The organism is Verrucomicrobia bacterium CG1_02_43_26, assembly GCA_001872735.1.
Classification (GTDB): Bacteria; Verrucomicrobiota; Verrucomicrobiia; order Opitutales; family CG1-02-43-26; genus CG1-02-43-26.
Window position 1 is genome coordinate 1 of record MNWT01000019.1, and the last position, 21,361, is coordinate 21,361.

The window sequence follows — 21,361 nt, forward strand, 5'->3', positions numbered from 1 at the left end:
CCATAGCTTCAGTGATTACTGGAATAGCTATAGAGAAGTGTTCAGCAATCAAACCCACAAAAGCGTGGGTAAAGAAAGTGGTCAAACAGCTCACATTGAGCGTTGGAATAATACGCTTAGACAACGTCTGGGTCGATTTGTTCGCAAAACGCTTTCATTCTCAAAAACTCAACATATGCACGAAATCTGCCTGAAGATCTTCATTTACGAGTATAACCTTTCCCTTAAATCATTCGAGTCGTAAGCATTACCAGTTGTCTTGACCCATTAAGTTTTGTTTTAAATTTACATAAAAAACATAATTTATTGACAATTTTATGTTATTATTCTATAATCCAATAAAATTTAAATTTCAAAAACAAAATATATGAATAATAAAGTTACTATTGGTATAACAAATTATAAAAAACTTGATACACAACCCATATTAGAAAGTAGTCGATCTTCAATCCTTGGGATAAATGCTTATAATGGTCCTACAGAAGATGATTTAAAAGACTACTCAAAAGAAAAACAAGAGTGGCTATTGGCTAATTACCCTGATTTTTTCCTGGATAGCCCGTTAGCCAATCGCTTGATCAATAGCAATCAGCCGATCACTAAGGAAGACGTGCTTGAAATTCGCAAGAAGAGTAACTACATTTGCCAAGAAAACACTATCCGCTTGGAAGTTCTTTTGAATCTAGTAGATTTTCTGGAACCTAAAGATATCTGCAATCTCATGCTGGTCAATAAAACCTTTTACGGCCTCAGAAAAATCCACCTAAAACTGAGAAATGTGTATATAATTGAAGAATTGAAAGCTTTTGCAAACAGCAGGCTGGAGGAAAACTACATCAACAAGCTGATGTATAAAAGTTTTAAAGATCCAAATTTCAAGAATGATATAACTGAAGTGGAAAAACTAATCGAAAACTGCTTTGATACGGAAACACAAGGATTAGATAACGTTCAAAAAGACGCGATTAAGTACCTCAATCTAACGGTTAAGGAGGTTGAAGGCCTGACTACCGACAAACACGTTGAAGCAGTTTATGTTCATGGGTATGACCCGAATTTTGTTAAGGACATGAGTTCTGATGCCATAGATCACATGGTTTATTATGAGGAAAACTATACAATACCATGGTCCAATAATTACAATTCTATTGAAAATCGGATTTGGAGGCAGATAAAGGAATGTCTTAATTTTAAAAATGTCCCCTTTTCACGTTTGCTACCGAATGCGTTCTTGGTTCCAAACGCAGGCTAACATAAGACATGAAAGCGCAAATAAGGCGACACATATGTAGCTGACAACAAGCGGCGTCGTTATATGCAATAAATAGTAACCAATAAAGGGTGCTAGGATTCCCTTAAAGCCGCTCAGCGAAGTGTGAACCGTCATATAGGCCGCTACTTTATGCTTGGGTGCTATTTTTGTTACCCATAGGTGCCACATGACAATATGCCCCGCTACACCAATGCCATTTAATATAGAAGCAACTACCAGCCAGTAAATGTCCTCTGTTGAGAAGAACATGATAAAGCTGGCGATAAAACAGATATTAGAAAGGATGCGCGTGGTGACAAATCTAAGGTAATCGAAGATGAACCCCCACAGTTTGATCGTTAAAATAATCAGAATGGCGGGTACCCCATAGACCAAAAGTGCGATAATTTCATTAGAGGCATCTATGCCATATTTCTCCTGTGCCAAGTATTCAATTCTTACCGGCATGGCAATAGAGTTACCTAAGGTTAGGAGAATAAATGCCAGAAGTAACCATCCAAAAAGTTTATCCTTCCAGGCGAGTTTTAGATTACGCCAGAAATTACTGTCATCGGTCTCTGTTTTAACCAAAGGCTCGGAGGGAATTTTATTCAAGGACCAAGAAGCAATCAGCCCGCAAATGGCCATAATGATAAACAGGATGCGAAAGTTACTGAAATCAGCATCCAACAGTTTGCCACCAAAGTCGGCAAAAATGGCTCCAAAGGTAGTCGAGAGCACAAATATGCTGGAGACTCTGCTGCCTCGCTCCTTCGGTGTGTAGTTTTGCGAGTACACCTGGATCATCATCGGCGGGGGCTGCGCAAAGAAAATGTAGGCCATAAACACACAAATCGCATAGAACCATAGGCTATGCGAAAACGGTACTAAAAACAAAAAGAGTGCCGTTGCTAATAATACCAAAGAGCAGACGCGAGAAGCTGCCAGACAAGAACGATACCCTAAAATCAGGAATAGGGGAGTGATCAAGCGACCACCGTTAATCGACAAAAATGACTTTATCCAAGCCGGTGCGCCAAATTCTCTAATAGCAATCAACAAACCAAAGGTCATAAGCCCCGAGAAAATGACACCCTCAAAGGCCCCGCGAATACAGTCGTATTTGTAGGTTACCCTGGCTTTTTCAGAGTGAGAATACATTGCTGTCTAGCGAGACCACTCCAGCATACGTTGAATCGGCACTAAAGCCTTTTCGCGGATATCCTCGGGAAGGACAATTTCAGGACTGCGATTTTTCATGCAAGCTAAAAGCTTTTCTACGGTATTCATTTTCATGTATTTACACTCACTGCAAGCACAATGCTCTGTGGGACCCGCAACAAATGTCTTATCCGGGATCTCCCTTCTTAGGCGAGTAATCATACCTGATTCAGTTACGATAATAAAAGTATCTGCTTTATTGTTTTTACAAAAGCTGACCATTTTCTCGGTACTACAGACCTCATCCGCCATATCTCGCACGGCTTCCAAGCATTCCGGATGCGCTACCAGCGGAGCATTCGGGTAGAGCGTTCGTACTTTCTCTAACGAACGCGCGGTAAATTGAATATGGGCGTAACAACTGCCTGGCCATAAATGCATAGGGCGACCTGCTTTTTTAGAAACCCATTGGCCTAAATTTTGATCCGGGACAAAAAGAATTTCCCTATCAGCTGGAACTTTTTTAACTAACTCGACCGCATTGCCACTCGTGCAAATAAGATCACTTAAGGCCTTTACTCCGGCGGAGCAATTAATATAAGCAACTACGTACAACTCCGGGTGTTTTTCTTTATAAGCCGCTAGCTTTTCTGCTGGGCAAGATTCAGACAAAGAGCACCCAGCCTCTAAATCCGGTAATAGGACTTGTTTATTTGGATTAATAATCTTGGCGGTTTCAGCCATGAAGTGCACGCCGCAAAATACGATCACATCTGCGTCTGTTTCCGCTGCTTTGTAAGCTAGGCCTAAAGAATCCCCCACAAAGTCTGCTACCTCTTGTATGGCCGGAATTTGGTAATTATGAGCCAGGATAACCGCGTTTAGATCTTTTTTTAGAGCAAGAATTTCCTCCTGTTCCTTTGTAAACGTTTTTGAGTCTACCTTTTCCGGTTTAAACACCAAGGGTTCGAAAGTCTTCTTGAACATGTTTAGTTTTTCTTTTTTTGAAAGCCATCCGTGGACGCTTGAGCCGATATTTGTTTAACAAACTCGATATATTGAGGATAATTGTGCAAATTGGCCAGATCAGAATCATTCAACAGCCAATTTAGATCATCATAACCAAGAGAAAATGCTTTATAAAGATACTCTACCGCCAGCTTTTTGTTACTTTTCAAAGCATAACTACAAGCCAGGTTGTAATGAGCCATTGCATTTTTGGGATCCAGGTGGACTAGTTTTTTATCCATCGCCAAACCATCATCAATTCGACCCACCCTCGTATACAGGTGCCCTAAAAGTTCGATGACAGTCGTATCCTCAGGCAACTTAGCGAGAATAGCTTCGTAAAATTGTATAAAAAAGGCGTTGTCGGTCTTATTATCCATGCTTTTTGGCGCAAAGGCCATTTTTCTGCTTTTCTAAACAATGCGCGGTGATTTGAAGCCGCTGAGACTCCATACCCATCTTTAATTTATCGGAAACAGCCTTGCCATACCACTCCATAAAAGGAGCATCTATCTCAAATATACGCTCACAGTCACTACAGACAATCTGGGTCTGGAAAGTTTTACTTTTGTGGTTAGCAACGTAATATTTATAGTCCTTGCCTATATCAATCTCACGGATAACCGCATTTTCAATTAATAGCGGTAACGTGCGGTAAACCGTTGCCCTAGAAACTGTATTATCGAGGCTCCTCGCTTGGGCAAGTAATTCTTCAGCAGTAAAGTGTTTTTCCTGTTTCACTGATGCCAGAAAGACAGCAATTCGCTGGCTCGTAATCCGTAAGCCCTTGCTTGCCAAGAACTCCCTGAAGAGAGACTCATCTGCTTCTAATATCGTAGGGTTGTTCATCAAAATATTCAATACCGCTTAATGAGACTAAAATGATACTGATTTACCATAATGTCAACGTTTGCTATTCGATTAGGGCTTGTTTTTTCTACTAGATTGTCGATAATTTGAAGCACACTCCCATGATAAAGGCAAAGTATATAACTACGCTCGCTATGATTTGCATATCCACTGGGCTTTTCGCAAAGACGACCAAAATGGAAACGCCGGCTCCGGTGATCGATTTCCAGCTCCCTATGTTTGGCAAAGATGGCTACAAGACCTGGGATCTGCGTGGCAAAGAAGGCTTTTTTAAGGACGAAAACCATATAGACATCCACGGCATGTTCCTAAAAATCTATAGCGGCAACGAAGGCTGTGAACTGGATACGACAATAGAAAGCCTACAGGCTACCCTCAAGCCAAAGGAAAATAAAGCATTCGGGGACGACCTCATCTTCGTTTCCGGTAAAAACTTTAATATCATCGGCAAAGGCTGGCAGTGGAACGGCTTAAACAAAAAGATAGCTATTAAAAAGGATGCCCGAGTAACCTTTAACCAGCGGCTCGTCTCGTTAGCAAAAGATTAATTTTATGCGCAAGCTCATTTCGATAAGTCTCTTTTTGATTTCCCCAGTATTACATGGTGAAGATCAAACCGTCATCACCAGTGATCGCCTAGAATTCGCAGCTCAAGAGGAGAATAATGTTTTCCTTTTTCAGGATAACGTTGAAGTGAACTCAGAGAACCTACGCGTTACCTGCGACAAGCTAGAAGTCTTTTCGGCTAAAACAGGCCAAAGCCCTTCAAAAGAATTGGCTGATATCGGTTCAGTGGATTTGGTGATTGCCGATGGCAATGTACATATTAAACAAGATGACAAAGTTGCCGAAGCTGGACATGCGGAGATTTTCCCTAAAGAAGGTAAAATTATACTGACAGACTCCCCTAAGGTAACAGGCCCAGATGGCGTAGTAGAGGGCTACAGAATGGTCTTGTACAAAAACGACAAAAAAGCTTATGTTGAAGGGGAACCCGGAACAAAACAACGCCCTAAAATTACATTAGGAGCTTTACCTGAGCTTTCTTTTGCAGATACAGATACTAAGGAGAATAGTTAATAGCAATGGGCTTGAGATCTAAAAATCTTGTAAAAAAATACGGCAAAAAACAGGTTGTCTCTGATATCAGCATCGGTGTCGAAGAAGGGGAGATAATCGGTTTGCTCGGGCCAAACGGTGCCGGTAAGACCACGAGCTTTTACATGATCGTTGGCCTTGTGCCCGTTACATCCGGCGAAGTTTTTCTAGATGATAACGCGCTTACCGAAAAGCCCATGCATAAAAGAGCGAGGATGGGAATTGGTTATCTGCCCCAAGAACCTTCTGTTTTTAGAAAGTTAACGGTAAAGCAAAATCTCCAAGCTGTAGCCGAAACCCTGAATGTCAGCAAAAAGGAACAAAAAGCCGTTGTGGAGGAGTGCCTAGAAGAGCTTCATTTAACCTCCCTAGCAGATCAAAAAGCTTATACATTGAGCGGGGGAGAACGCAGACGGCTTGAAATATCCCGCGCACTTGTCAAAAAGCCGAAATACCTCCTCATGGATGAGCCCTTCAGTGGCGTGGACCCTATTAACGTTGCCGATGTCCAAGAAATTATTTTGAAACTAAAAGGAAAAGGGATTGGTATATTAATTACCGATCATAATGTGCGTGAGACGCTTAAAATAGTAGACCGCGCATACCTAATCCATGAAGGTCGCGTGCTCTGCGAGGGTGATAGCACGTTTTTGGTAAATGATGAGAAAAGCCGTCGCTTTTACTTGGGTGACCATTTTAATTTGTAATAAAAAAGCCAATACGCTTTTGTTACCCCTAGAAACAACCCACTAAACAAAATTTCTGGCCTTTTCCTAACTAACGTGTTTAGAATATGGCTGCTATATGACCGTTAGACAACTTGTTACCAAAATTGAAAAAATATCCGTAAAGGAATTTTACGAGACATTTAAGAAAAAGCTGCAGCTAGAACTGGTGCTTCCCCGTACGGATTTAACAAAAATGATTCGTGAAAAAAGTATCAATCGCCCGGCATTGGCGTTAACGGGCTATATGAAGTATTTTGCCCACAAGCGTCTACAATTACTGGGTGCAGGCGAAATGGGTTTCTTGAAGGATATGGGCGAAGTTATGCAAGAACATGTGCTGACGGAGATCGCACGGAAGAAAATTCCCTGCATGATCGTTTCCAGAAATCTTGTTCCGACAAAAGCCATGATCAAAGTGTCTGAAAAGTTTGATATCCCGCTTTTCCGTACAAAAATGAAATCTAAGGACTTCACTGCAGAAGCCACCGTGCTTCTGGAGGAAAAGATGGCACCTAGAACAACGATTCATGGTACATTACTAGACGTTAAGGGTATAGGCGCACTGATTCAGGGCAAGAGCGGTATTGGTAAAAGTGAATGCGCGTTGGCATTGATTAACCGCGGGCATAGTTTAGTAGCAGATGACTTAATTCATGTAAGACTAGTAGGTGAAATGGAACTCTTGGGCACATGCTCTCCCCTGAGTCGAGGGTACATGGAGTCTAGAGGAATTGGTATTATCAACATCGTAGAGTTATTTGGCATACGTGCTGTGCGTTTAGAAAAACGTATCGATATTGTCATTAATTTTGTTGAATGGACTCCTGGAATGGTTGAAGAACGCACTGGCTTAGACCAAAAAACAGCTACCATCTTGGGTATTGAAGTGCCGCGTGTGGAGATACCGGTTCGCCCGGGGAGGGACATGGCTCGGTTAGTAGAAGTAGCAACCATGGTACATGCTTTAAAGATCATGGGCCACGATTCCGCAGCTAATTTCAATGATAAATTGATTCAAAATATGAATCACTCGAAGTAACGTCCATCTAGTAAACCCAAAGCCGTTTTTTTTGAAAAAAATTATGAAGTAAATTTCTTAAATTTACTTTTGGACGTATAAAATAAACGCACTAAAACCATTCCGTTTCACATAAAAAAACTCTCGATGCAAAATCCAGTTTTATAAATTACCTACAGACAGGGTAGTTAGGGATGAGAAAAAATTAGCCCCGCCTGGCAATCAAAATTTATAAAAAGTTATTCGGAAGAACTTGTGAATAACTTGTTAGAAACTTGCGCTTGCATGGAAGGGGGATCTTTCGGTTATGCTTTGCCTCCATGAATCAATCCAAGGATACATTTTCTTTTAATAACCACGTCAGCTCCTCTATCCTTGCTGGCAAAAATGAAAATAAAAGCCCTATCCCGTTAACAGACAATAACTTAGAAATACACAAAAACCTCACCCCTTTGCACGGAAGGCATCTACCCAAGAATACTTTACAAAGAAAATCGTCCGTACTACGGACTATTAACGAAGCTCTTTTCATTAATCCTTTGACCCCGAAACCATTGTGAATAAGATTACTTTTTTTGACTATGCTGAGCGAAACTAAAGATGTTGATACGGATATTTGGTCTATCGTAAAAAACGATTTTCGAGGCCTATTTCCACAAGAAGTATTTAAGACGTGGTTTGATCCCATGGAACTGTGCGAGGAAACGGAGGAATCCATCACGTTGACCGTTGCTAACGACTTTGCTGCCATATGGATAGAGGACAACTATATGGATTTGATCAAAAAGCGTTTTCATATGGCTTTAGGTAGACCTATTAACGTTGTGTTGAAAGTCAATCCACAAGATTTAGATGAACAAAATGCAATTGCGGAAAAGAAATCGGCAAAGCGTCATCCTGAATTTGACAAAGAAACCTATGCAAAACCTGCCAAAATCAATAATCCTAATGGCAAGTTTAAGCTAAATCCTAAAAACACCTTTGAAAACTTTGTAGTAGGCCCGGGTAGCCAATTAGCCCACGCAGCGTGTATCGCAGTTGCCAACGCCCCGGCACAAGCCTATAATCCCTTGTTTCTATACGGGAATACTGGTCTAGGCAAAACTCACTTAATGCATGCTGTCGCTCACCAGGTGCTCAAAAATAAGCCGGATGCTAATGTTGTCTATATCTCTACGGAAAAATTCACAAATGAGTTTATCCACGCTATTCAGGAAAATACCCTGGTTGCTTTTCGTAAGCGTTATCGTAACGTAGATATCTTGCTAATTGACGATATTCATTTCCTGTCCGGTAAGGAACGTATACAGGAGGAGTTTTTTCATACGTTTAATGAGTTATTTGAATCCGGCAAACAGATCTTTTTAGCAAGTGACCGTCCAGCTGCCGAAATCGCAAAATTGGAAAGTCGCCTTTTATCACGTTTTCAATGGGGTCTTGTAACAGATATTCAAGCACCTGATCTTGAAACACGCGTGGCGATTCTTTCCAAAAAGTCTGCGGCTATGGCCCTGGATATCCCCCAAAAGGTCCTTGAGTTTTTAGCAGAACGAGTTTCCCGTAACGTCAGGCGTTTAGAAGGTGCTTTGACAAGAGTTGCTAGCTATTTAGCGATTAACCGTGGTAAAATAGAGGTCTCTACCGTAGAGCGTTTATTACAGGATATTTTAAGAGAAGAGGCTAAATGCCAGATCACAGTGGAAGGTATTCAGAAAAAGGTATGTGATTATTACCACATTCGCCAAGCAGACATGCTCAGTAAGAAAAGGCCGGCTAACATTGCCTTTCCACGGCAAATCGCCATGTACCTGAGTAGACTTCTCACTCGTAAATCTTTTCAAGAAATAGGTGAGCGTTTTGGCGGTCGAGATCACGGCACAGTCATTCACGCTTGCAAAACAGTAGAGAACATGATAGAGCAAGATGAGTCAGTTAAAAGAAATCTGGACTACTTACAGGGCCAATTGACTAGCCTGCATGCCTCATGAACCTAACGAAAAAACAAAAGCAACAGATCGTTGAATGGGTAAAAGAAGGGAATGATGTTTCTTCTATCCAAAACCTCATTCATAAAAATTGGGAAATATCGCTTACACATATGGATGTTAGGTTTATTATCGATGATTTAGACCTGAATCTCGAAGACCATGCGCATAAAAGTGTTCGCGCAGAGGATGTAGAGGATCATTCTGGGCATACACCGATTCCTTTTCCGGGTGTTTCTAAAGAAGAATCTATGGATGTCAGTGGCGGTGTAGAAATTACAGTAGATGATGTTCAACGCCCAGGCACTATTTTGAGTGGTGCAGTAACCTTTACCGATGGCAATACCTGTACTTGGCAGTTGGATGAATTAGGCCGACTGGGGTTAATTCCACCATACACCGGTTATGAACCACACCAAAGTGATATCAACCATTTCCAGCAGCTTATTCAGGCGGAATTGGAAAAAATGGGCTTCTAAGCTTTAGTGAGCTTGCCATTAAGGTCGCTAAAAATCGTTTCAATCATAGCTCTTGTTTCCGAGAGACGTTGTTTGTATTCGATGGAAAACTCCTCAAAACTGCTATAGCCCAAGCTGTAGGCTAGGTTTGATTGTTGATCTAGGGATTCCGGTAAACTAACGATTCCTTTAAATTCATTTCTGCGAATACAATTTTCCAATTTACTTAAATAGTCATAGTTCTCTAAAAGAAGGTGGCCTTGCTCAGGTGTTATTAAATTTAAATTGGCAGCGTGTTTAAAGACCTGGGCTGTCTCCTTTGATCTTATGGCTTTATGTTTGTAGCCGTAAACGAGCTGAATGGATTGAGCTAAAAATTCTATTTCCATAAGCCCTCCAGCTTCTCTTTTAATATTGCAAGCAAGCACTGAGGATTTTTCTTCTCTGATTTTCTCCAACATCTTGGAGATTTCCTCAAGATCTTCACTTGAGATAGGAGTAGTATAGAGAATATCATGAACAATTTGTAAAAAATCACTCCCTATTGTGTTACTTCCGGCAACAAAACGTGCTTTTGTCAAAATTTGCTTTTCCCAAAATCGAGCTTTTGTTTTGTGGTAATCCTTAAAGGCATCCAGTGTTATAATCATTGGTCCATCTTGGCCGTAAGGACGCAAACGAAAATCGATTTCGAAGGTTCGGCCGAGTGGGGTGCTGTAATGAACACATTTTTCCCATTCTAATAGTTGGGCACCAATTTCAGCAGAAGGCAGGGTACGAGCAATCAACAACAAGTCTAAATCCGAACCAAAGGTAATGGCACTTCCGCCGAGTTTCCCTAACGCAACAATCCCGATATCATTTGATAAGCCAAATTTAACCAACGTAAATTGTAAAACTGCCTCCGCCAATAGAGTCAGCTGATGTGTCGTCTCAGAAAAAGTATAGTTGAGCAGAAGCTCTCCAATAGCCACACGAACTTGCTCGGCTTTCACATACAGCCATAGGTATTTTTGGAAATCTTCGTTTTGAGGCAAGAGCTCCAGTTCTCTAATGATGTCTGCAATACTCTTTTCACGCTTTGGCGTAATTTGTAGGAGCTCTTCAATGATTTCTGGATGCTGGCACAGAAGTCTATAAATAAAATCGCTTCTTCCGAATAGCATAGCCAAGGCTCTGAAAAAGTTTGGGTTCTGGGAACAGGTCTGTAGAAACTGGGTACGCGCTCCATAACGCGCAGCAAAGACTCCTATTTTATCTAATATCGCCAGGGGATCCTCGAGCGATGAAAAAACATAATCAAAATGTTCGGTTAACTGTACAAACAGCTGAACATGGTTTTTGCTCAAGGTATGTTGATCAAACCCTAGAACAAAGTCGCGTAATCTTTTATGAATCTGTGTGTCTGACTTAAACCAATGCGTCAAGCTTTCCTCTATATAAGGTGACGGTACTTCCCCGCACAGAAATGAAAACCAATCTTGAATGATCGTATCCAATTCGCTCTTTGGAAAAAATTGCTCGTAAAGATCATGGATTTCTTGGCGAACATGATTCATTTTCGCCAAAAAGTTATCGACAGAATCGTAGCCCAAATTCTCCCCTAAAGTTTGTAGTTCTGTAGCGGCATGTGGCAATACGTGCGTTTGTTTTTCCTCTCGCAATTGTAAATAATTCTCCACCTCCCTCAGGAATGTATAGGATTGGTAAAGAAGAGTACTTTCATCCGGTTGCAAGAGTCTATAACGTGTTAAAAGCCCCAGGCATTCGTAACTCGAGGCATTTTGCAGAAAAGGGTTTTTCCCAGCATTTAATAGCTGTAAGCCCTGCAGGATGAATTCAATTTCGCGTATACCGCCATATCCACTTTTGATATCCCGTTGCAAATTATCTTGGCCGACAACTTCCTTCTCAATCCTGGATTTAACGCTGGCTACCTCTTGCAATACATGTACAGAAGGAGATCTCGGGTAGCGAAATGTATTTAGATTTTCTAATAATTCTTCTCCAAGGTGTTTATCGCCAGCAATCGGCCTAGCTTTCATCAACGCAAGCTGTTCCCAGGTCTGGCCGCGCTCACTGTAATAATTTTCAATCGCCGTTAATGTCTGGGCAATGGAGCCGTGTGCCCCATCTGGGCGTAACCGAAGGTCAATATTATACAGAATAGAATCACCGTTTCTGTAGGATAAGTACTTGGTTAAGTCCTGGCAAACATGGGTAAAAAATTCGCGATTACTGGTGTGGGTTTCTTCTGCATCTCTCCAGCAGTACCCATTGCCTTCATAAATATAAATGAGATCAAGATCGGAAAAAAAATTCAATTCTTTGCCTCCTAATTTTCCTAATCCTAATACACAAAAACGAGCTTTCGTGTGAGTGTTTTCAAGCCAGGGAACCCCCAGCCGCCTTTCCCAAAGTGTGATTATTTGAGATAAAAGGGTTTGTACGCAAAATTCCGCAAGCAATGTAAGCTCCTTAAATAATTCTTCGTTTTTCGCTAAACGATTTACAATTAAAAATGCGATTCGAAGGAGCATCTTTTTTCGAAATTGTAGCATCTTTTCCGTAACAACTTCTAAACTTGCTTCCTTCGGCGCAAACTCGTTCTGCCAGATTTCTTGGTAGGCTTTATGACGAAAATTTTCCAGATTCACGGGTTTCTCTAACCATGCCCAATACTCAGGAAATGTTAACAACAGCTTCTTGTAATAGGGACTCGCGTTTGCTAAACGATCTATGCGTTTGCAAGCCGCTTCTCCTAAAAGGATATTGTCTTCCTTATTAGAAAGTTCTTCTTTTAAAACTTGTGATAGGGGTTTCTCCAAGGGGCAGGAACAATCAAGGTTTGTTATTTAGCCATTCTTTAGCATCATCAAGTGTCTTTTTTTCATCAGCGGTTAAGGCACCAAAACCAACTGAATTGATTTTATCCAAAATACGATCCACTTCCGCGCGTACATGGTCGCGGTCTTTTACGTTTAGTTTAAACTTAACATCCGCTACTTTGTGGGGGCTACTTTTCTTAATCCATTCCTTGAGCTTAGGGTTTGTTCCTTTTCGTTTAAAATGGGCAAATGTACTCCCTGTTAAGCGAAAGATAAGAAAGCCACCAAGCATGCCTCCTAAGTGTGCCGAGCTAGCCATAACCGTCTTCCCAGGTAGCTCATAAAAGAAGAAGGAAAACAACTCTAGGCAAAGTAACCCCCAGGCTAACCATTTTGGCTTAATCGTTACTGGTATAACAAAAAAGAGCAAAACGGTGATTTGTTGGTTGGGGTACTGTAAACAAAAATAGATCAGTATACCAAATCCAGCCGCAGAGGCTCCTAGTAATAGATCAGATCGTCCCATATTCATGGCCAACCAGAATAATCCCCCTAGAATAGCGGAAACCAAGTAAAGCTGTAATAAGCGCTTCTCCCCAAACTGTTGCTGCACAATGCGGCCAACAAAAAAGAGAATAAGCATATTAAATAGTATATGTAGTAAGCTGGCGTGGAGGAAAGAGTAGGTCACTAACGTCCACACATAACCGTGAAGTAGATTTACTATTGATAGTGCTCCATAATGGCTCATAACTCGCGAACCAAACCACACTTCTGTCAGGTTCTGTAGGATGAAAACAGCTATATTAATTATAATAAGCCAGGTGAGCATCGAAAATTGTCCGGGGCGAATATTCATTCCGGATCCGCGCATATAAGGTCGATCATTTTGCATATCTATACATTGTGTTAAATAACAGGCGCTTGGTACCACCTACAATAAACAGTATATGTGCCAATATGGCAAACGAATTTTAAGTCCCTTTAGTTGATCAAACTCATATATAACGCTTGCCAAATACCCGTTAAGTATTTCAGTATTGATTACTAGAAATTTAACTTCAACTCTCAAGAAATATGGCAGTAAAAGTAGCTATAAATGGTTTTGGTCGCATCGGTCGTTTGGTCTTTCGCGCTCTCGTAGATAAGGGCCTCCTCGGCAAGGAAATTAATGTAGTCGCTATCAACGACTTGGTGCCGGCAGATAATTTAGCATATCTTCTCAAATACGATTCCATGCAAGGTCGTTTTAAGGGAACAGTTGAGTGCGTTGATCAACACACAATCAAAGTCAATAATCATTCGATCCAATGTCTCGCCATCAAAGAGGGTCCGTCTGCCATGCCGTGGGCTGCGCTGGATGTAGACATTGTCATGGAGTGTACTGGCCTATTTACTGAGGCTGAAAAGGCACAAGGCCATATCAACGCAGGCGCTAAAAAGGTCATCATCTCTGCTCCTGGAAAGGGTGATGTTAAAACAGTCGTCATCGGCGTCAATTGTGAGAGCATTACACCTGAGGATAATATTATCTCAAACGCTTCATGCACCACTAATTGCTTAGCTCCTGTAGCAAAAGTCTTATTGGAAAATTTTGGCATCGAAGAGGGGCTTATGACAACTGTCCACAGCTATACCGCAACTCAGAAGACGGTTGATGGCCCGTCTCATAAAGACTGGAAGGGTGGTCGTAGCGCGGCTATCAATATCATCCCAGCCTCAACCGGTGCCGCTAAGGCTGTTGGCTTGGTTCTTCCAGAGCTAAAGGGCAAACTCACTGGTATGTCTTTCAGAGTTCCTACCGCTACAGTATCCGTCGTAGACTTAACTGTCCGCACCAGCAAACCGACTTCCTACAAAGAAATTTGCCAGAAGATGAAAGAAGCGTCTAATGGTAACCTTAAGGGTCTTTTGAGTTATACTGAGGATGAGGTTGTCTCGTCTGATTTTATTCACGACTCTTCTTCATCTATTTTCGATGCCGGCTCTGGTATAGAGCTCAATGAACGCTTCTTTAAGCTCGTTAGCTGGTATGACAATGAATGGGGCTACAGCAACCGTTGCGTAGAGCTTATCCAAAAGGTAGCTAAATTGCTCCCCAAGCATGCGCATGCCAATGCTTAGGGTATTATTATAACATTTTAAAAATGTTTCTAGTGGGCAAAACGATGATCGTTTTGCCCATTTTTTTGCATTTTACTAACAATGGGTGTAGGTTAAATCATGAGAAAGGCGTTCTACTTTTTGTTCCCCTTTTTATTCGTTTTTGCCCTCATTTCAAAGAGCTATGCGGATAGAGTTGAATACGTAAAGATTTATGTTGAAATCACTAACCAGTACGCCGGGCATATTTGGAGTGTCTCCTTGGACAATAATAATCCACTCAAGCTAACTCTAAACGGCTTGTCTAATGGCGTAAACAGAAGCCAAACGGTCTCTTTTTTCGGCTATGTCAACGCTACTGGGAATTGGGAAAAACTACCGCTAACCATAGATGATGACAAAAACACAATACAAGTAACCGCAAATAACCCTACAGTGCTCATGTCCGTTACGGGTCTTATTTATAAAACAAACGATATATCTGTTACGGGCTTTGCGGAATGGATAGGCTATACTGCTGCAAAGCCTCAAAAAGAATTTTCGGGTACATTAACCATACCCACATTAACGATCCCGCCTTCGGGTTCGTTAAATTATGAAATCAATTATAATGGGAAAAAGGGCATTGCAAAAGTAGAGCGTTGGGGTAGAGATGTGGTCATAACTTTCAGTTTTCCCGAAGCAAACTTTCTACAATAAACTCCAATAAGCCAGAGTGCTCTTATATCGCTTTTAAAAAACCGGAAATTGACATTTTCCTTGCCTGAAGACGGCCATTTAGCGCATACATGGTTGTATGGAACACTATGCGCTTTTATCAGTGAGTGATAAAACTGGCCTTGCTCAATTTGCGCAAGCTTTGGTAAATGATCACGGTTACAAGTTGATGGCTTCAGGAAATACTGCTGCTGTATTAAAAAAAGCTGGTCTGGTGGTTGAAGAGGTAAGTGATTACACCAACTTTCCAGAAATGATGGATGGCCGTATTAAAACTTTGCATCCTAAAATTCACGGAGGAATTCTCTGCAAACGTTCCGACCCCAAGCACGTTGAGCAAGCCGATGCCCGTGGAATTCGCCTCATTGATCTTGTAATCGTCAACCTATACCCGTTTACGCAAACGATCGAATCCCATGACTGTACTTTAGAAAAAGCGATCGAAAACATAGATATCGGTGGTCCTTCTCTCTTGCGATCGGCAGCCAAAAATTACAGGGATGTCACCGTGGTTTCAGACCCAGCCGACTATGATCGCATTTTAAGCAAGCTGAATAATCCTGAGCAACTCAAACAGCTCAGATGGGAGCTCGCTACCAAGGCTTTTCAGCAAACCGCACGCTACGATCAAGCAATCGCTAAATACCTTGCTACCCAAGGAGATGAGCCAGACTTAGCTTCCATCACTGGCTTTACAGAAACTTACCAAATAGAACTCCCGATCGCTAAGCGGCTTCGGTACGGTGAAAACCCGCATCAGCAAGCTGCTTTGTATGGTCATTTCTTTGATTATTTTAAACAACTCCGGGGTAAGGATCTTAGTTATAACAATATTTTAGACATCACAGCGGCAACATACCTGATCGGTGAGTTTGAAAAAGCAACTATAGCCATCTTAAAACATACTAATCCGTGTGGGGTCGCCACCGCGGATAACATCGAATTGGCTTGGGAAAATGCGCTTGCTACGGATAGACAATCTCCCTTCGGAGGCATCATTGTGGCAAATCGCACCATAGATGATCTTTTGGCTAGTAAAATAGCAGACTTGTTTTGCGAGGTCATAATTGCTCCTTGTTTCACGGATAAGGCATTGGATATTTTTTCTAAAAAGAAAAACCTTCGTCTCATGATTTCTACGGCAGCAATGGGCTCGGAAACGCTTCGTGAGGCGCGTTCCGTTTTAGGAGGCGTCTTACTTCAGGATAGAGACCAAAAAAGGACAAATCCCTCAAATTGGAATTTTGTAACAGAGCGAAAACCGTCAGCAGAAGAAATGGAGGCTATGCTATTTGGCTGGCGTGTTGTAAAACATGTAAAATCAAATGCAATCGTGCTTGCAAAAGGGGAGCAAACGCTAGGAATAGGTGCAGGCCAAATGTCTCGTATCGATAGCACCCATATAGCTATAGATAAGGCTAAGCAATCCGGCTTAAGCTTGAAAAACGCTATCATGGCTTCCGATGCCTTTTTCCCTTTCGCTGATGCCATTATTATCGCTGCCGAAGCAGGCATAACAGCCATCATTCAACCGGGTGGATCTGTGCGTGATCCAGAGGTCGTTCAAGCAGCTAATGAAAATAATATTGCTATGGTATTTACAAACAACCGTCATTTCCGTCATTAATAGAGTATGTTCGATCCTATAGAAGCTCTCAAAGAATACGTTTCGCATTCCAGCGTTTCCACTGACTCTAATCACAAGAAGGGCATGCAGGGCGCGCGTGCGTTTGTCACAAAACATTTGCAGCACTTGAATTTTGAGGTTGAGATTATTGAAACTCCGCTTCATCCCATCATCCTGGCTACCCATAAAACAACAAAGGAAAACGCGCCTCATGTTTTAATTTATGATCATTATGACGTTCAGCCAGCAGATCCATTAGACTTATGGGCATCTGAACCGTTTAAGCCAGAGGTGCGTGGAGACCGTTTATTCGGGAGGGGTGCTGCGGATAACAAAGGCCCTTTTGTGGCTCAATTAGCTGCACTCACAGAGCTTTTGGAAAAGGATAAGGATTTCCCGCTCAATATTACTTTCTTAGTAGAGGGTGAAGAGGAAATTGGCAGCCCAAGTTTTGGTGACTTTTTAGAAAAATACAAAGATCGCCTCAGTGATGCGGATTTTATCATTTTGTCAGACACCGCAAGCCCAGACACCGAACAAGTTGCCATAACAACGGCTCTACGTGGCATCGTTGCTTTCGAAATAGAGGTTACCGGCCCCAATATGGATCTTCATTCGGGTGCCTATGGAGGAGCGGTTTACAACCCTATACAAGCGTTGACGGAAATCTGCGCCTCGCTGCATGATAAGGATGGCCGCGTTAATGTCCCTGATTTTTATGATGATGTCCTCGAGGTCTTCCCTTGGGAAAAGGAGGAGTTAGATAAACTTCCGACAACAAACGATGATCTTAAAGATTTTCTGGGTGTTCCCGCACTTTATAAACAAAAGGGCTTTACCCCGCTCCAAGCAATCCGTTTCTTGCCTACTTTAGAATTAAATGGCATTGGCGGTGGCTACCAAGGGGAGGGCACAAAGACGGTCATACCATCAAAGGCTTTTGCAAAAATCACTTGCCGTCTTGTGCCTAATCAAGAGCCTGATAAGATTAAAAAGCTTGTTATGGATGCTATTAAAGAACGTTGCCCTAAAGGGGTCACGGTCAGAGAAAGCCATAAGGAACACAGCGGCACGCCTTATCTTGTCGTCCCACCTCATCGTCCCAATACTCCTAAGGATCAACCCAAAATTCTTGAGAAAGCCTTCGATGCCATTGATGAAAGCGTTAAAGCAGTGTTTGGCAAAAAGCCTTTGTATATAAGAGAAGGCGGCAGTGTGCCGATCATCCATAAGCTTAAGTGGGCAACAGGGCTAGATTCCATTATGCTAGGGCTCTACACGCCCTCGGATAACCTCCACGCACCAAATGAAAGTTTCCACTTGGATATGATGAAAAAGGGCATAGAGGTCTACAAAAAATTTCTCTGTTCGTTAGCGGGAGTATAAACACATATGTCAGAGGGCTACCTTTCTCCTAGCATCACACAAGGCCTGCTTAAAAAACTTGGCCATACTCCCAAGCGCAAATTAGGGCAAAATTTCCTCATAGATGCCAATATTGTACAAAAATCCCTGGCGCTAGCAGATGTGCACGAGGGCGATAGCGTTGTAGAAATTGGCCCTGGCCTCGGCACCCTCACAGGTGCTTTATTAAATAAAGGTGCTCGTGTTTACGCAGTTGAGTATGATACTAGGCTCTACAATCATTTAGAGGAATCTCTTTTACCAAAATACCCGGAATCCTTGTCACTTATCCACGAAGATGCTTTAAAGGCTCCATTGGCTAGCTTGCCACAAGAAACCGCACTTTATAAAATCGTAGCCAATTTGCCTTACGCCATATCGACACCGTGGTTAGAGAAAGTGCTTTCCGAACCCAATTTGCCGCAGTGTATTGTCGTTATGTTACAAAAGGAAGCGGCAGATCGCTTTACAGCGGAACCAGGCACAAAAAGCATGGGGGCTATCTCCATCTTTTTAAATACTGTTTATGAGCCTGTTGCTACCCACCCGGTCTCTCATAAATGTTTCTACCCCCAGCCGGATGTCGGTTCTGTATTACTGGCATTAAAGTTAAAAGAAAAACCGTTTATTTTTCATAAGGAAACAAAGCAACTCATCCGAGCATTCTTCACGCAACGAAGAAAACAAATCGGTGCCCTTATCCGTCAACATAAGGACGTTCCTCAATTAAGGGATTGGCAGGATTGGTTAGCAGCTAATAATTTAGCAGATAATCTTCGTTCCGAAGCGCTTCCTATAAAAGCTTGGCAGCAGTTGGATATAATCCTCTGCCAAAAATAATCCCGTTTACAAAAAGCGATTAACGGGTACACTGGGTAATTGGTTTAACTCATTATTTTTTATGAATACTGTCTTGTGGATATTTGTCGCCTTACTCGTTGCTAAACTCGGTACCGAGCTTTTTTTAGCAAAACTAAATGCAAACGCTGCCAGAAAGGCTAGGGGCCCAGTGCCGGATACGTTTTCTAGCTTTATCGACCAAAAAAAATACGACAAATCAATCGAGTATACCTTGGCCAAAAACACTTTCGGCCAAAAAGAAATGATCTATGATGCCGCTATCCTAGCCATTGTTGTCCTTTCTGGCATTTTACCTGTGCTCTATAATGCTGTTTCCGGGCTATTTGGCATGTCACTTTGGGCGCAATCAGCCACATTGATCACGGTTTTTTTAATCCTCAGTTTACCGAGCTTACCGTTTGAGTGGTATAACCAATTCAAGCTCGAGGAGCGTTTTGGCTTTAATAAATCTACTAAAAAATTGTGGATTACAGACAAGTTCAAAGGAATTGCATTATCGTATGTCCTAGGCGTTCCTATCATCTGGGTTCTATTGCGGTTCTTCCAAAGCTACCCGCAAACCTGGTGGCTGTGGGGTTTTCTGGCCATCTTCGCTTTCCAGATTTTAATGCTTCTGCTATACCCAAGGCTCATCTTGCCTTTATTTAATAAGCTCACCCCGCTGGAGGAAGGAGAAACTAGAGAGCGCCTTATGAACTTAGCTGACCGCGCTGGCTTTAAGGCTTCCACTATCGAGGTTATGGACGGCAGTAAGCGTTCCGGCCATTCCAATGCTTTTTTCACAGGCTTTGGTCGTTTCCGTCACATTGTTTTGTTTGATACATTAATGAAGCAGCTTTCCATCTCTGAGCTCGAGTCTGTTTTAGCCCACGAAATCGGTCATTATAAAATGGGGCACATTCCTAAGATGCTGGTTTTATCTGCCAGCTCATTGTTAATTACACTAGGGCTGATTGCGTTTCTGGTACAGCAAAACTGGTTCTACGAAAGCTTTGGTTTTGAAGCAGGCAACGGTATCGTCCCGGCTCTCCTTATATTCTCTTTGGTGAGCGGCCTGTTCACCTTTTGGCTCAAACCGTTTATGAGCATGTGGTCTCGTAAACATGAGTACGAAGCGGACGCGTTTGCTAAAAACATTATGGGAGGAGCAGATGACATGGTAAACAGTCTCCACAAACTGCATACAGAAAACCTCAGTAACCTCACGCCGCACCCACTTTTCAGCAAGTTTTATTATTCTCACCCAACACTCATAGAACGCGAGAAAGCGCTTTTAGCAGAATAAGGATTATTGCCATGAAACATTACCCCAAACACCTCGTTATTTCCCTGCTGTTCTTATTGCCTCAAGCACACACGCTCTTTGCAGAAACAGTCCGCCTGGCTACTTACAATGTTCAAAACTACTTGATAACAAGCCGAATGGTCGATGGGGTGTACCGTCAGGATTATCCGAAGCCGGAGGCTGAAAAAACGGCTCTTAGGGCGATTATAAAACGCGTTAACCCGGATGTTCTCGCACTTCAAGAAATGGGCAGTAAATCCTTTCTCTTAGAACTGCAACAGGATCTTGAAATCGATGGGGTCAATTACCCGCATTATGCTGTTTTGGAAGAAGACCCTGCTGGCCGCTATCTTGCTGTTTTGTCTAAAATTCCTTTCAATCACATTATCAAACATCAAAATATCGACTTTAAGTATCAAAACAAAGAGGCCGAAGTAAAAAGGGGTCTTTTGGAAGTTACTTTTTTGGATAACAATGATCAGGAATGGGGGCTCTTCGTTCTCCACCTCAAAAGCCGTTGGGAAAAAAATGATAAGGATCATCAGCATAACAAATTTCGCGCAAAGGAGGCCGCCGCCATCCGTAATCGTATACGAGAGCATTATCCTAAGTTAGAGCAGGGTAGGTTTGTGGTTCTGGGAGATTTTAATGATCATAAAAAAAGCAAAGCCCTCACGCGTTTCTTAAAAATAGGAAATCAACCTTACCTGCACCGCTTGATAGCACGCGACTCACGTAACGAGCTTTGGACATATTTCTACGACCGCGAAGCACGTTACGAAACGATAGACTTTATGCTCGTCTCCCCTGAATTACACACGCTTCTACCAAATCTTTCCGCTAACATAGCAGATACTCCGGATGCTTTAATCGCTAGCGATCACCGCATGCTTTATGTCGATCTCGAATTCCCGGATATTCCACAAGCTCAGCCCGCTCAATAAATAGATAATAAAAA

Annotated in this window: 21 protein-coding genes and 1 pseudogene; 16 read left to right on the forward strand and 6 right to left on the reverse strand. The window is 42.1% G+C overall.

Features of this window, described 5'->3' with window-relative positions; translation table 11 throughout:
* Both AUJ82_06830 and AUJ82_06835 read left to right on the forward strand, forming a co-directional pair.
* A pseudogene (locus AUJ82_06830) lies at positions 1-194 on the forward strand (hypothetical protein).
* 173 nt (positions 195-367) lie between these two features.
* Positions 368-1,252 (forward strand): hypothetical protein, encoded by an 885-nt coding sequence (locus AUJ82_06835; GenBank protein OIO58978.1) that lies wholly within the window; start codon positions 368-370, stop codon positions 1,250-1,252.
* Here the strand turns inward: AUJ82_06835 and AUJ82_06840 are convergent.
* Genes AUJ82_06840 through AUJ82_06855 form a run of 4 tightly spaced genes read right to left on the reverse strand, consistent with a single transcriptional unit; the run spans position 1,217 to position 4,270 of the window.
* Positions 1,217-2,413 (reverse strand): hypothetical protein, encoded by a 1,197-nt coding sequence (locus AUJ82_06840; GenBank protein OIO58979.1) that lies wholly within the window; start codon positions 2,411-2,413, stop codon positions 1,217-1,219. The two genes, AUJ82_06835 and AUJ82_06840, sit on opposite strands and share 36 nt — an antisense overlap.
* A gap of 6 nt (positions 2,414-2,419) precedes the next feature.
* Positions 2,420-3,400, reverse strand: coding sequence for a quinolinate synthase (locus AUJ82_06845; protein ID OIO58980.1), 981 nt, complete (start codon positions 3,398-3,400; stop codon positions 2,420-2,422).
* Positions 3,401-3,402: 2 nt separating this feature from the next.
* The gene (locus tag AUJ82_06850) at positions 3,403-3,801 is read right to left on the reverse strand and encodes a hypothetical protein (GenBank protein OIO58981.1); all 399 of its coding nucleotides are present in this window, start codon (positions 3,799-3,801) and stop codon (positions 3,403-3,405) included.
* Entirely contained in the window at positions 3,794-4,270 is a 477-nt protein-coding gene (locus AUJ82_06855) for a transcriptional repressor (protein OIO58982.1), read from the reverse strand. Before AUJ82_06855 ends, AUJ82_06850 begins: the two co-directional genes overlap by 8 nt.
* Positions 4,271-4,425: 155 nt before the next feature.
* Here AUJ82_06855 and AUJ82_06860 point away from each other — a divergent pair, with 155 nt between their 5' ends.
* The 7 genes from AUJ82_06860 (at position 4,426) to AUJ82_06890 (ending at position 9,599) form a co-directional block, all read left to right on the forward strand.
* Entirely contained in the window at positions 4,426-4,839 is a 414-nt protein-coding gene (locus AUJ82_06860; GenBank protein ID OIO58983.1) for a hypothetical protein, read from the forward strand.
* 4 nt (positions 4,840-4,843) lie between these two features.
* Positions 4,844-5,371 (forward strand): hypothetical protein, encoded by a 528-nt coding sequence (locus AUJ82_06865; protein ID OIO58984.1) that lies wholly within the window; start codon positions 4,844-4,846, stop codon positions 5,369-5,371.
* A gap of 5 nt (positions 5,372-5,376) precedes the next feature.
* Positions 5,377-6,096, forward strand: a complete 720-nt coding sequence (locus tag AUJ82_06870; GenBank protein OIO58985.1) for an LPS export ABC transporter ATP-binding protein — start codon at positions 5,377-5,379, stop codon at positions 6,094-6,096.
* A 97-nt stretch (positions 6,097-6,193) separates the two neighbouring features.
* Complete coding sequence (locus AUJ82_06875) at positions 6,194-7,156, forward strand: HPr(Ser) kinase/phosphatase (GenBank protein OIO58986.1); 963 nt, start codon at positions 6,194-6,196, stop codon at positions 7,154-7,156.
* 299 nt (positions 7,157-7,455) lie between these two features.
* Positions 7,456-7,695: a hypothetical protein gene (locus tag AUJ82_06880; GenBank protein ID OIO58987.1), complete on the forward strand. Its 240-nt coding sequence runs from the start codon at positions 7,456-7,458 to the stop codon at positions 7,693-7,695.
* Positions 7,696-7,716: 21 nt separating this feature from the next.
* Positions 7,717-9,123: a chromosomal replication initiator DnaA gene (locus AUJ82_06885; protein OIO58988.1), complete on the forward strand. Its 1,407-nt coding sequence runs from the start codon at positions 7,717-7,719 to the stop codon at positions 9,121-9,123.
* Positions 9,120-9,599, forward strand: a complete 480-nt coding sequence (locus tag AUJ82_06890) for a hypothetical protein (protein OIO58989.1) — start codon at positions 9,120-9,122, stop codon at positions 9,597-9,599. Before AUJ82_06885 ends, AUJ82_06890 begins: the two co-directional genes overlap by 4 nt.
* On the opposite strand, the gene AUJ82_06895 is transcribed toward AUJ82_06890, so the two are convergent.
* Positions 9,596-12,406, reverse strand: a complete 2,811-nt coding sequence (locus AUJ82_06895; GenBank protein ID OIO58990.1) for a hypothetical protein — start codon at positions 12,404-12,406, stop codon at positions 9,596-9,598. The genes AUJ82_06890 and AUJ82_06895 overlap by 4 nt on opposite strands.
* Before the next feature lie 13 nt (positions 12,407-12,419).
* Positions 12,420-12,878: a hypothetical protein gene (locus AUJ82_06900; protein ID OIO59059.1), complete on the reverse strand. Its 459-nt coding sequence runs from the start codon at positions 12,876-12,878 to the stop codon at positions 12,420-12,422.
* 605 nt (positions 12,879-13,483) lie between these two features.
* Between AUJ82_06900 and AUJ82_06905 the strand changes: the two genes are divergently transcribed.
* The 7 genes from AUJ82_06905 to AUJ82_06935 all read left to right on the forward strand — a co-directional run bounded on the left by AUJ82_06905 (position 13,484) and on the right by AUJ82_06935 (position 21,347).
* Positions 13,484-14,530, forward strand: a complete 1,047-nt coding sequence (locus AUJ82_06905) for a type I glyceraldehyde-3-phosphate dehydrogenase (protein OIO58991.1) — start codon at positions 13,484-13,486, stop codon at positions 14,528-14,530.
* 99 nt (positions 14,531-14,629) lie between these two features.
* Positions 14,630-15,208 (forward strand): hypothetical protein, encoded by a 579-nt coding sequence (locus AUJ82_06910; protein ID OIO58992.1) that lies wholly within the window; start codon positions 14,630-14,632, stop codon positions 15,206-15,208.
* Between the two features lie 97 nt (positions 15,209-15,305).
* Positions 15,306-16,853 (forward strand): bifunctional phosphoribosylaminoimidazolecarboxamide formyltransferase/IMP cyclohydrolase, encoded by a 1,548-nt coding sequence (locus AUJ82_06915; GenBank protein OIO58993.1) that lies wholly within the window; start codon positions 15,306-15,308, stop codon positions 16,851-16,853.
* A gap of 6 nt (positions 16,854-16,859) precedes the next feature.
* Positions 16,860-18,239 carry a peptidase M20 gene (locus AUJ82_06920; protein OIO58994.1) on the forward strand — a complete coding sequence of 460 codons (1,380 nt, stop codon included), beginning with the start codon at positions 16,860-16,862 and terminating at the stop codon, positions 18,237-18,239.
* Between the two features lie 6 nt (positions 18,240-18,245).
* A complete protein-coding gene (locus tag AUJ82_06925; protein ID OIO58995.1) occupies positions 18,246-19,097 on the forward strand; it encodes a ribosomal RNA small subunit methyltransferase A in 852 nt (283 codons plus the stop codon).
* Positions 19,098-19,158: 61 nt separating this feature from the next.
* Positions 19,159-20,403 carry a peptidase M48 gene (locus AUJ82_06930; GenBank protein OIO58996.1) on the forward strand — a complete coding sequence of 415 codons (1,245 nt, stop codon included), beginning with the start codon at positions 19,159-19,161 and terminating at the stop codon, positions 20,401-20,403.
* 11 nt (positions 20,404-20,414) lie between these two features.
* Positions 20,415-21,347, forward strand: coding sequence for a hypothetical protein (locus AUJ82_06935; GenBank protein OIO58997.1), 933 nt, complete (start codon positions 20,415-20,417; stop codon positions 21,345-21,347).
* The last annotated feature ends 14 nt before the right edge of the window (positions 21,348-21,361 follow it).